This window comes from Collimonas sp. OK307, assembly GCF_900113705.1.
Taxonomy (GTDB): domain Bacteria; phylum Pseudomonadota; class Gammaproteobacteria; order Burkholderiales; family Burkholderiaceae_D; genus Collimonas.
Map to the genome: position 1 here is coordinate 256,492 of NZ_FOQI01000003.1, position 12,095 is coordinate 268,586.

Here is a 12,095-nt window from a genome sequence, read left to right on the forward strand (position 1 = left end):
GCCAAAATGACAGTCAAGCCAAACATGACCGGCCCGAACGGAATCTGCGCCTTCACGTAATTGGATCATGATATATCCAGAAAATTATTTCACTATAGAAATACGTTATATGAATCCACTGCATTGTTTGGCACTATAGACCTGCGGAATGGCGTAAGACAGAAGCTAAATTCCGATATATCATTCAATTTATCTGAATGAAATTTTTGCAACATCCTTCCTCGCCAAGTATCAATGAATCTGACGCTAGAAGCACTGCAAGTTCTCGATACGATAGCCCGCAAAGGCAGTTTTGCCGCCGCAGCCATCGAACTGGATCGCGTTCCTTCGGCGCTTACTTATAGTGTCCGCAAGCTGGAAGAAGACCTGGACGTTTTATTGTTCGACCGTCGTGGCCATCGCGCGAAACTGACCAGCGCCGGCCAGGAGTTGCTGACCGAGGGCCGTCATCTGTTGCTGGCCGCGCAAGAGCTGGAACGGCGCGTCAAACGTGCCGCAACCGGCTGGGAAGTGGAGCTGCGCATCGTCCTCGACAGCATCATCCCGTTTGACAGCCTGCTGCCGCTGATCGCTGCCTTCGATCGTCAGAATGCCGGCACCCGCCTGCGTTTTTCGCACGAGGCTTTATCAGGAGTGTGGGAAGCGTTATTGTCGGATCGTGCCGACCTGGCAATTGGCGCGCCTCAAAGCGGCCCCGACAGTATTCGCATGAGCGGCGGTTTCCAGATCCGCCAGCTAGGTACGATCGACTGGGTCTTCGCGGTCGCCCCCGGCCATCCCTTGGCAAACGCGCCAGAACCGCTTACAGCCAGCCTGATACAGCAATATCGCGCGGTAGCCGTTGGCGACACCGGGCGCACCTTGCCCAGCATTACGTCCGGCCTGTTAAGCGGGCAAGATATTCTGACCGTGCCGTCCATTCCAGCCAAGTTGCAAGCCCAGCTCAGCGGCCTTGGCTGCGGCCATTTGCCGCGCTGGATGGCAGCGCCCTATTTTGCATCAGGCGCATTGATCGAAAAACAAACCATTGAAGCAAAACCCAGCGACAAGACGCAAATCGCCTGGCGCACGCCAGTCGTGGGAAAATCTCTCAAATGGTTCATTGCGCAACTCAGCGACCCTGCGATTCAGCACACACTGCTTGGATCGCCAGCGCCAGCATCGGCGCCATATCATCACGAATCGATCAACAATGTCTAATCAAACAAGCTATATCGGCCGCTTCGCCCCCTCGCCCACCGGACCTTTGCATGCCGGCTCGCTGGTCGCGGCGATGGCCAGCTACCTGGATGCCAAGGCCAATCGTGGTCGCTGGCTGTTACGGATGGAAGATGTCGATGAAGCCCGCACAGCAGCAGGTGCGGCGGAATCGATCCTGGCCGATCTGGACAAGCTAGGCATGCATTGGGATGGCGAAGTAGTGTTTCAAAGCCAGCGCACGGGATTGTATGAAGCAGCATTCGATCGGCTCGGGCGATTGGCCTACCCATGCGGTTGCACACGCCGTGAGATTGTCGACTCCCGCATCTGTGTGGCGGCCGACGGTGCGGCGGTCTATCCGGGCACCTGCCGCGACGGCTTACCGGTTGGCAAGCCGGCACGCGCTTACCGCCTGCGGGTGCCAGATCCAGGGCATGTCGATGAATTGATTATTTTTGACGATCGCTGGCTTGGCCGCGTGCAGCAACACCTGGCGATAGAAGTGGGAGATTTCGTTCTGAAACGCGCAGATGGTTTTTGGGCATACCAGCTAGCGGTGGTTGTCGACGATGCCGACCAAGGTGTTACACATGTGGTGCGCGGCGCCGATTTGCTGGATTCGACCGCACGTCAGATTTACCTGCAACGCCAATTGAAACTGGCAACGCCGCAATACCTGCACGTACCGGTGATCACCAATGCCGACGGCGAAAAACTATCCAAACAGAACGGTGCGCAAGCTATCGACATCAAGCAACCGCTGCTTGCGCTGAGCAAGGCTGCCTGGTTCCTGGGGCTGGATATCGGTCAGGTAGACAGCATCGCCGCGTTCTGGCCGCTGGCGACGACAGCATGGGCTAATCTCGAAATGACTCGCCAGAGCTGAGTTGATCTGATCTGAAAAGTTTACTGGCGCTTCGGCAAGCCACCCAGCAAGGCTGCCAACTTCACTTTTGGCGGTTTAATCGCGCCACCTGTCGGCGCCACCTTGGATGCCGCCGCTTCAGGTTCGAGCGTCGGCTCGTAAGGCTTGAGGAACCAAGGATCGATTTTTTCCCTGCGCGAAGGCGAAGTCGGCGTCGAGGTATAGGCGCTGCGTGTGTGCTGCAAGCTGCGGCCAGACGGCGCACCGCGGCCTTCGCCACCACGATCACCGCCGCTGCGATCACCACCACGATCGCTACGCCCCTCGGCGCCGCGCCCGGAACGTTCGCGCTCGCCACTTGACGGCTTCGCCACAAATCCGGTCAGCTCGGCGCGGACGAACTTGTGCTTGATCATCTTTTCGATATCAACCAGCAAGCGTTCGTCCTTGTCGGCATACAAGGAAATAGCATCGCCTGACGCGCCGGCACGGCCGGTACGGCCAATCCGGTGCACATAATCTTCGGCGTTATAAGGCAAATCAAAATTGATCACACATGGCAGTTCGGCGATATCCAGCCCGCGCGCGGCGACATCGGTCGCCACCAGCACTTCGATCTCGCCTTGCTTGAAGGCTTCCAGCGCAGCCATCCGTTCATTCTGCGTCTTGTCGCCATGAATCGCCGATGCCTTGACGCCTTCGTTTTCCAGATGACGCGCCAGCTTCGATGCGCCGATCTTGGTATTTGAAAAAACGATTACCTGCTTAAGATTGCGCTCGCGAATAATGTACGACACCGCCTCTGCCTTGGCTTGCTCATTGACGTGGTACATGGTTTGCGTCACGTTATCGGCAGTCGCGTTGCTGCGCGCCACTTCGATCGTCACGGGATTTCTGAGGAACGTCGACGCCAGCTTTTTGATTTCGCCCGAGAACGTGGCAGAGAACATCAAGTTCTGCCGCTCTTTCGGCAACAGGTTGATGATGCGCTGCAAATCGGGCAGGAAACCCATGTCCAGCATGCGATCGGCTTCATCCATCACCAGGATTTGCGTTTGCGACAGGTTCAACGTTTTTTGCTGGACATGATCCAGCAAGCGTCCTGGCGTAGCAATCACGATTTCGATGCCTGAGCGCAAAGCAGCAGTTTGCGGCGCGATATCGACACCGCCAAACACCACGGTCGACCGCAACGGAGTATGGCGGCAATAGGCCTTGACGTTCTCAGCCACCTGATCGGCCAGTTCGCGCGTAGGGGTCAGGATCAAGGCGCGTACCGGATGTCGCGCCGGCGAGGCGCTGTTGTTGGCATGCGCCAGCAACAACTGAATGATAGGTAAGGAAAAACCGGCTGTCTTGCCGGTCCCTGTCTGTGCCGCACCCATGACATCGCGCCCTTGCAATACCACCGGAATCGCTTCCGCCTGGATCGGGGTTGGATGGACGTAGCCCTGATCGGTCAACGCGCGCAGGATATCCGGGGACAACCCGAAGTCTGCAAAACGGACGGCGGGCGTGGTTGGCACTGCTGGATCAGCTTGAATTTCGGCTTGAATTTCAACTTGAATTTCAGCCTGCTTCTCAGACTGTATCTCGGACTGTATCTCGGACATGGTAGTTGGCGGCCTTCGGTGCAATATGCACTCCAACAAAGGCACTATTTGCTCTCAATTGAATTCGTGAATTTCGTGTCAGCTCATTGACGACGATCAGTCCTTGCCGGGACAAACTACAACGCCGCCATGCGAGCCGAATGATTGTGGATGCGCCATAACAGGCACCATAAGTCGGATTATTACTTTGACATCATTGCCGACATGTTTTATACCACAGTCGCGCATTATACGCCTAGCTGGGAAATTGCTCAGGTTCCTCAGGTTCAGATGCCAAGCTCATTGAGCGGCCAACGCGGCCGCACATTGAATCCATAGGTATGCTGCGCCGCCTGCGGATTGATTTGCAAGCGCATCGCGCCGGCGAAGGCGATCATCGCCCCGTTGTCGGTACAAAACTCCAGTTCCGGGTAGTACACCCGGAAGCGCCGCTTCTCTGCTGCGGCGTTGAGGGCGCTACGCAATTGCTGGTTGGCGCCCACTCCGCCCGCGATCACCAGGCGCTTGAGACCGGTCTGCCTGAGGGCTGCCAGGCATTTGGCCAGCAACACGTCAACCAACGCGTCCACAAAGGCACGTGCGATATTGGCTTTGTCCTGGTCGCAAATATTGGTCGTATGATTTTTGACAAGGGTCAGTACCGCTGTTTTTAGCCCGGAAAAACTGAAATCCAGATTTTTCGAATGCAGCATCGGCCGCGGTAATTGATACACCGACGGGTCGCCGAATTCAGCCAGGCGTGAAATTGCGGGGCCACCGGGATAACCAAGACCTAACAGCTTGGCCGACTTATCAAACGCTTCACCGGCGGCATCGTCTAGTGTTTCCCCCAGCAAACTATATTGCCCGACACCGTCAACCCGCATCAATTGCGTGTGACCGCCGGACACCAGCAAGGCAACAAACGGGAATTTTGGCGGATCGCTGGCCAACAGGGGCGACAACAAGTGCCCTTCCAGGTGATGTACGCCCAGCATGGGTTTATCCAGCGCCAGTCCAAGGCCGCAAGCAACCGATGCGCCGACCAGCAGTGCGCCGGCCAGTCCCGGTCCCTGGGTATAGGCGATGGCGTCGATGTCGTGCCGCGCGATGCCGCTTTCTGCCAGCACTTGCTGCAACAGAGGGATCGCGCGCCGAATGTGGTCGCGCGAAGCCAGTTCCGGCACCACGCCGCCATACTGCTCATGCATCGCTACTTGCGAATACAAGGCATGAGACAGCAAGCCGCGCTCGGTATCGTAGAGCGCGAGGCCGGTTTCGTCACAGGAAGATTCAACGCCGAGAACAATCATGGGTGGGGCAAAATTTATACAATGCCGCATTGTAAAGGAAAGCGCGGCCGACGCGCGAAGCCATGTGGGGCGTTTGACTAATCCCTAATCCTTGCCCAGTTGCTCCATCGCCTTGCGCATGAAAGCCAGTTGCTGTGAAAATCGGGTGCACGCGGTGCAAGTCCACAGATGTATGCGGACCCGAATCCGGGTTAATGGCGACAAATTGCTATCCTGCGCCTGGGACAGCAGAAATTGCGTATCGCGACAGTGTGGGATCAAACGCTTATACGACATAAATTAAATATGACATAAAAATAAATTAACTGGTCTGGCGAGTTTTTCGGTATCCATGAATAGTCGCGCCACGAATGTAATCCTTACAATGAAATTCGCACTATCTTATATTGCTCACGAAGTCAGGCGATTCAAGATTGCGTGCCGAACCAGTTCAATTGCAAGCATTCCCGCAGCCGGGCACGTGCCCGGTACAGTAATACCCACGCATTCGCAGCGGTGATATCCAACTCTTTGCAAATTGCCTCGGTATCCAGTTCCAGCCATTCCCGCATCATGAAAATGCGTCCGGTTTTAGCCGGCAACTTGTCGATGCACAACTGTAAAATATCGAAAAACTCCTTGCGCTCCAGCGTCTGGTCAGGATTTCCCCAACTGGGCGCGGCTTCCACTGCATGCCCTGTCGATGTGAATAAAGCATCGATCATCTCGGCATCGCTGCGTTCTCCGTCATCGTCGATATTCAATAGTTGTACCTCGCGCTTGCCCCGTCGCAGCTGATCCAGCAATTTGTGCTTAAGGATGCCAATGACGTAGGTTTTGAATGAAGACTGCTGTTGAAAACGATCCGGATGCTCAAGCACCGCGAGGATGGTTTCAGAGACGGCATCTTCGGCCAGGGCGTCATTGCGCAACTGCAGCGCGGCAAACCGCACTAGTTGCGGCCGCAGTGTTTCAAGCTGGCTAGGATCAAATGCCATATAAACCCGGATAGGAGAAGCCAAGGAGAAGTCAAAAAACAGCACCCATTGCCGGTCTCCCGACAGGCGACGATTCTACCTGATGGCCATGAACTCAGGCGGGTAAAGTAAAATCGCTACAAATATGCCCACCTTCATTCGTTGCCCGCAAACCTCAATCATTATCTATACATGAAAAATATTCCGCCCGCCGAACCGTTCCCCGCCGCTCGCTTCATCAAGGAAATCGGACGCGGCAAGGATGGTGCGCGCAGCCTGTCACGCAACGATGCGCATGATTTATACGCTGCCATGCTGGATGGTCGCGTCTCCGATCTGGAACTGGGCGGAATCCTGCTGGCGATGCGCATCAAGGGCGAATCGGTAGAGGAAATCGCCGGTTTCCTGGAAGCGGCGGAAGCATCATTTACACAAATATCGCTCGTGGCCAATACCGATGAAAACGCGGCAAGTACCTGGCAGTACGCACCGATTGTCCTCCCCAGCTACAATGGCGCGCGCCACATGGCCAACCTGACCCCTTTGCTGGCGATGTTGCTGGCGCGTGAAGGCGTGCCGGTACTTTTGCACGGCGTTTTGACAGATCCCGGCCGCGTCACCAGCGCCGAAGTTTTTCAAGCGCTGGGCCAGCCGATCTGCAACAGCATCGAGCAGGCACAACAGTGCTTTGCCAAACACCTGCCGGCCTTCATGCCAATTGATGCACTGGCGCCGAAAATGGCAAGGTTACTCGCTATGCGGAGGATCCTCGGCGTCCGTAACTCAACCCACACGCTGGTCAAAATCATGCAACCGTTTGTGATTCCTGCCCTGCGCCTGAGTTCGTACACGCATCCCGAATACCTGACAATGCTGACTGCCTATTTCACGACTACCGCTGCAGCGGAACGCGGAGATGTGTTTTTAATGCGCGGTACCGAGGGTGAAACGGTAGCCAATGCCAGGAAGGCACAAAAAATCGACTGGTTACATGGCGGCACCCAAACCACGCTGATAGAGAAACAAACCATCGCCGACGAGATCCCGCCCCTGCCCGAACAGCGCGACGCCGTCACTACCGCCAGCTGGATACAACAGGCACTGGTGCAAAAAGAACTGATTCCGAAACCGATTGCCGAACAGGTCGAACAATGCCTGAGGGTTTCCCGTGCGCTACACATGCAATACAATAAGTCACGGTAATCAATAAACAGTAATTCCCCCAAGGGAACTAATTCTTGCAAGGAAGAACAAACACCGTAGATTGACGATGCCAAGAGCAGATGCATGTACTATCTGGCAGTCGACCGCTCAAAGTGTTGCCGTTAAGCGTTTCATATTGTGTGCATTCTTAGGTTAAAGCTTAAACAGATTCGATAGCGCGACACAAATATAATCAAGCAAGGAGAGTGCGCCTGGCTGTTAAGCAAGTAAGCATGTATTCGTGTAGTTCAGCATTATCCCCATTCATCTGCCCATACGGCAACTTGTCCAGCAGTCGTACTTTGCTGCAAGACTAACTTTCTGGAGGATCCATGGATTGGACTCTTCCGCCCTTTGCGCTAGCACAGCCCATTCAATGGAATGCGCTGTTACTGTTCGGCAGCTTGCTGCTGTTCGGGCTGGTGGGCGGTCATATCGTAACGAAAAACCCTTGGTTTCCACGTATCACCGGCTATCTGATCGTCGGCTTTTTTCTGGGTGTCGGCGGACTAGATCTGTTATCCGGCGATGTGCTCAAACTGGCGAATATTTTTTCCGACGTGGCGATGGCGCTGGTGGTATATCAGCTGGGGCGCTATGTCGATATCGGCTGGCTGCGCCGGGAAAAATGGTTGCTGGCGACGGTCGTCCTGAGCGCCGTATTGTGTTTCGCGTTCGTCAGCGGCGCACTGATATGGTTTGGTACTTCCAAGGTACTGGCGCTGTTGGGAGGCGTGCTGGCCATCGCCACTGCGCCGGCGGTTGTCATGGTGGTAGTGCGCGACCTCAAGGCAGAAGGTCAGGTGACGCGTCGCCTGGCCGCCATGACGGCGCTGAATAATTTTGTCGCAATTCTGGCCGCCTATGCCTTGCTGCCGGTTGTTGCCCATGAAAGCGCTACGCCATTCGGTACGCTGTTGGCGCATACCTTTTATTCGCTGGGTGGCTCGCTGATATTGGCATATCTGACCTATCGCCTGATGATTCCGCTGGCGCGCTTGCTGGGACGCCAGCCGAGCCGTCAGTTTGTGCTTGTGATTGCCGTCATCACACTGGCGATTGGCGCGGCGCACGCACTGCAGCTGCCAATATTGCTTACCATGCTGATCTTCGCCATCATGTCGAAGAACCTTGATCATCAATATGATCTGATGGAGCTTGAATTTGGCGTCGCCAATGAGTTGTTCATCGTGATGTTGTTTATCACGATAGGCGCGTCGATCCGCTTGTCCGACCTGTCGATGGTGGGTGCCTCGGTTGCCGTACTTATCGCGGCGCGCTTTCTTGCCATGGCTTGCGGGGTCTTTGCGTTTGCCCATTTTGCCAAGATGAAATGGAAACAGGCGGCACTCATTACCTTGGGAACATTACCCATGACGGAGGCCGGACTGGGATTGATGCAAACAACTGCCTATCTCTATCCAAGCACCACTGCAGATGTCTTGCCGCTGCTGGCTGGCTGCCTGATCGTGCTGGAATTGATGGGGCCGATAGCAACGCAGTTTGCCTTGATCAAATCTGGAGAAAGCGGACGCGAATGATGGATAAGGCCATGAATGAAAATACCAAAGGTGGCACCGCAGGCGGAGAAACGCAATCTGCGGAAACCAGCCTGCCTTTCACCAGTTCCAACCCGTTCACGATGGGAATCGAACTCGAGTTGCAACTGGTCAATCGCCGCAACTACAACCTGGCCAGCGACGCCGTTGACCTGCTGACCTGGATCGAGCCGCGCGACTTGCAAAAACAGATCAAGCTGGAAATGACGCAGGGCATGATCGAGCTGAATTCAGATGTGCACACCCGGGTCGACCATCTGATCGAGGAGCTGAAGGGTTTGCGCGCTGCGCTGAACCGGGGCGCGCAATACCTGAACATCGACGTCTCCGGCGGCGGTGCGCACCCCTTCCAGCACTGGAACGAACAACGGATTACGCCTAGCGAACGCTTCCATCATCTGCATGAAAAGTATGGTTATCTGGCAAAGACCTTCACCGTCTTCGGCCAGCATATCCACATCGGCGTACCAAACGGCGACGACGCGCTCTACCTGACGCATGCGTTTTCGCGCTTCGTGCCGCATTTCATTGCGCTCTCGGCCGCCTCGCCGTTTTATCAAGGTGCCGATACCAAGTTCGAATCATCGCGCAGCAATGTGGTGCGCGCATTCCCGCTGTCGGGAACCGCGCCGACACTGACCCGATGGACCGATTTTGAATCGTATTACGATGAATTGCTGCGCATGGGAATCATCGGCAGCATGAAGGATTTTTACTGGGACATCCGGCCCAAACCGGAATACGGCACGGTTGAAATCCGCGTTTGCGACACGCCGCTGACGATTGAGCACGCGGCACACCTGGGATGCTACGCGCAATTGCTGGCGCGCTGGATTTTGACGGAACGGCCATTTGTCATCACCAACGATTTTTACCTGCTGTATCAATACAATCGCTTCGAAGCCAGCCGTTATGGACTGAACGGCTCCATGGCGTTGCATGGCAACAACCCGGCCGACTCGTCGAAATTACCTATCTACCAGCATCTGCTAGACCATCTGCAGGATTTGCAGCGGTATACTCAGAACGAAGCGGAGCAACTGACCATAAAGCGCCTGCGCCACATGGCAGAAGACCGTCTCAGTGACGCCAACTGGCTTAGACAAACATTTACCCAGCGCGGCTCGCTCAATGACATGATGCGCCTGTCGTCCGAACTATGGATGGGGCAAGAGCCGCCGCCATATTTCCAGTAACGTGGTTTTAAATATCATGTCAACAAGAATCAATGCAAAAACAATTTGATGTCGCCGTCATCGGCGCCGGCGCTGCGGGCATGATGTGCGCCGCAGTCGCCGGGCAACGCGGGAAAAAAGTCGTCCTCATCGATCACGCCACCAAGCTGGCGGAAAAAATCCGCATCTCGGGCGGCGGCCGTTGCAATTTCACCAACATCAACGCCGGACCGCAAAATTTTCTGTCGCAGAACCCGCATTTTTGCAAAAGCGCCCTGTCACGCTACACGCCGCAAGACTTCCTTAGCTTGATGAAGCGCTATCGGATCGGCTATCACGAAAAGCACAAAGGGCAATTGTTCTGCGACGATTCTTCTGAGCAAGTGATCGCCATGCTGAAAGCCGAGTGCGATCTGGGCAATGTCAGCTGGCGCATGCCTTGCAGCGTTGCCAATGTGGGTAAGGATGGCGATCTGTTTCGGATAGACAGCAGCGCCGGAGAAATACTTGCGAGCAATGTCGTCATCGCAACCGGTGGCTTGTCGATTCCCAAAATTGGCGCGACCGATTTCGCTTATCGCATCGCGCGTCAATTTGATCTGGACGTGATCGAACCTCAGCCCGGCCTGGTACCCCTGACCTTTGATGCAGCAGCCTGGCAGCCATTTTTGCCGCTGGCCGGCATTGCATTGCCGGTTGAAGTGGAAACCGGTGATAAAAAAAACCGTGGTGAATTCAAGGAAGACTTGCTATTCACGCATCGTGGGCTATCAGGGCCGGCGATCCTGCAGATCTCCAGCTTTTGGAAAGCTGGTGCCCCTCTGTCATTGAATCTCCTGCCTGAAATCGACGTTGTCAGCACATTAATTGAAGGCAAAACCTCGGTTAAAAAGAATCTTGGCAACGTCTTCGCACAATGGCTACCGACACGGCTGGCGCACGGCATCATCGAAGCCAACAAGCTGGATCCGGCAGCGCGCCTGGCTGACATGCCAGACCGCCAGCTGCGAAATTTGGGGGATGCAATCAATCGCTGGACTATCTTGCCCAATGGCTCTGAAGGTTATCGCAAAGCCGAAGTTACCCTGGGTGGGATCGATACCAGGGAACTATCGCAGCAGAGCATGATGTCCAAGCAGGTCAATGGCTTGTATTTTATTGGCGAGTCGGTGGACGTCACCGGATGGCTGGGCGGCTACAACTTTCAGTGGGCGTGGGCGTCAGGTACTGCGGCAGGACTGGCAATTTGACCATGAAGACGTACATCTATTGCCTCGCAAGCAGTAAAATCACGTTACATAACAATCCAATTAATAAAATCTATTAGAGATATTACTTTCCCATGAGCAATAATTTGTCGCACGGCACTGACGCAACACAACTCGAAAATACCGAACTGACTGATCTAGCCGCAATACTAGGCAGTTTCAAACGCCATTGGCTGGTTTTGCTGGCGTGCATTATCGTCGCCACGATGGCTGCAATCGCACTCAAATTCACCATAGCACCCCAATGGCAGGCATCGGCAACCATACAAATTGGTCAATTGCCAATCAACCCAACAACTTTGATTGAACCTACGGCACAAGCTGCCGAGCGCTTCAAGCAGCGCCAGCTGCAAGATTACGCATTGACTGCGGTCGGTCTTCCTTTAAATGAGGAGAGCGACGCACGCACCGGTCTTTTCCGCAAAACACTTAAAGCTACTCCTGGAAAGAACACCGATTTCGTGGATGTCAACGTTGCCGGCCTGTCCCAGGAAGAGGCCAAAAACAGCTTGAACGCAGCGGTACAAGCACTGGTAAGTGTGCATAATGTGCGCCTGGCGCCAATGGTGAAAAACCTGAATGATCGCCTTGAGGCCAATACGCGCGAAATGTTGCAGGCAACAACCGAGAAAGCCCGCATGGAAGCCAGTCTCAAGAATGCGACGAGCACCCCTGCCGGAGCCAGATTTGAGCCAAGTGTGGTGGCTATCAACGTGCTGGCAAAACAGGATGAGCAAATACGCAACCTGACGAACGAACAAGCCGCCTTGATGGATCTGCGCACAAAAACTGACAGTTTCCCGACTATGCTGGTAGATGCTATTTACGTACCGGTAAAACCCTACTTCCCAAAACTTTCGATATTTCTCGCCATCGGACTGATTCTTGGGGCAATAGCAGGCGCCGCGATTGCTATTTTCCTGGATCGCAATCGTCCCAAAGCGTCGTCCTGAGCTCTGTAAGT

The 12,095-nt window shown here is 54.8% G+C and carries 11 protein-coding genes; 7 read left to right on the plus strand and 4 right to left on the minus strand.

Going from position 1 to position 12,095, the window contains the following annotated elements; all coding sequences use genetic code 11:
- Window positions 1–234 precede the first annotated feature (234 nt).
- On the plus strand, window positions 235–1,200 hold the full coding sequence (locus BM205_RS06775) for a LysR family transcriptional regulator (protein WP_092413747.1): 966 nt from the start codon (window positions 235–237) through the stop codon (window positions 1,198–1,200).
- Window positions 1,193–2,086: a tRNA glutamyl-Q(34) synthetase GluQRS gene (gene gluQRS, locus BM205_RS06780; RefSeq protein WP_092413748.1), complete on the plus strand. Its 894-nt coding sequence runs from the start codon at window positions 1,193–1,195 to the stop codon at window positions 2,084–2,086. Before BM205_RS06775 ends, gluQRS begins: the two co-directional genes overlap by 8 nt.
- 20 nt (window positions 2,087–2,106) lie before the next feature.
- Here the strand turns inward: gluQRS and BM205_RS06785 are convergent, their stop codons facing one another.
- From BM205_RS06785 to BM205_RS06800, 4 genes are all read right to left on the minus strand, one after another.
- Window positions 2,107–3,678, minus strand: coding sequence for a DEAD/DEAH box helicase (locus BM205_RS06785; protein ID WP_254783775.1), 1,572 nt, complete (start codon window positions 3,676–3,678; stop codon window positions 2,107–2,109).
- 266 nt (window positions 3,679–3,944) lie between these two features.
- Complete coding sequence (gene tsaD / locus BM205_RS06790; protein ID WP_092413749.1) at window positions 3,945–4,970, minus strand: tRNA (adenosine(37)-N6)-threonylcarbamoyltransferase complex transferase subunit TsaD; 1,026 nt, start codon at window positions 4,968–4,970, stop codon at window positions 3,945–3,947.
- Between the two features lie 84 nt (window positions 4,971–5,054).
- Window positions 5,055–5,246: a zf-HC2 domain-containing protein gene (locus BM205_RS24650; protein ID WP_092413750.1), complete on the minus strand. Its 192-nt coding sequence runs from the start codon at window positions 5,244–5,246 to the stop codon at window positions 5,055–5,057.
- A 131-nt stretch (window positions 5,247–5,377) separates the two neighbouring features.
- Window positions 5,378–5,947 carry a sigma-70 family RNA polymerase sigma factor gene (locus BM205_RS06800; protein WP_092413751.1) on the minus strand — a complete coding sequence of 190 codons (570 nt, stop codon included), beginning with the start codon at window positions 5,945–5,947 and terminating at the stop codon, window positions 5,378–5,380.
- 171 nt (window positions 5,948–6,118) lie between these two features.
- Between BM205_RS06800 and ybiB the strand changes: the two genes are divergently transcribed.
- The 5 genes from ybiB (at window position 6,119) to BM205_RS06825 (ending at window position 12,084) form a co-directional block, all read left to right on the plus strand.
- Complete coding sequence (ybiB, locus tag BM205_RS06805) at window positions 6,119–7,129, plus strand: DNA-binding protein YbiB (RefSeq protein ID WP_092413752.1); 1,011 nt, start codon at window positions 6,119–6,121, stop codon at window positions 7,127–7,129.
- A gap of 332 nt (window positions 7,130–7,461) precedes the next feature.
- On the plus strand, window positions 7,462–8,670 hold the full coding sequence (locus BM205_RS06810; RefSeq protein ID WP_092413753.1) for a cation:proton antiporter: 1,209 nt from the start codon (window positions 7,462–7,464) through the stop codon (window positions 8,668–8,670).
- A gap of 11 nt (window positions 8,671–8,681) precedes the next feature.
- Window positions 8,682–9,884, plus strand: coding sequence for a YbdK family carboxylate-amine ligase (locus BM205_RS06815; protein WP_092413811.1), 1,203 nt, complete (start codon window positions 8,682–8,684; stop codon window positions 9,882–9,884).
- 32 nt (window positions 9,885–9,916) lie between these two features.
- On the plus strand, window positions 9,917–11,113 hold the full coding sequence (locus BM205_RS06820; protein ID WP_092413754.1) for a BaiN/RdsA family NAD(P)/FAD-dependent oxidoreductase: 1,197 nt from the start codon (window positions 9,917–9,919) through the stop codon (window positions 11,111–11,113).
- Window positions 11,114–11,205: 92 nt separating this feature from the next.
- Window positions 11,206–12,084 (plus strand): Wzz/FepE/Etk N-terminal domain-containing protein, encoded by an 879-nt coding sequence (locus BM205_RS06825; RefSeq protein WP_092413755.1) that lies wholly within the window; start codon window positions 11,206–11,208, stop codon window positions 12,082–12,084.
- Window positions 12,085–12,095: the final 11 nt, after the last annotated feature.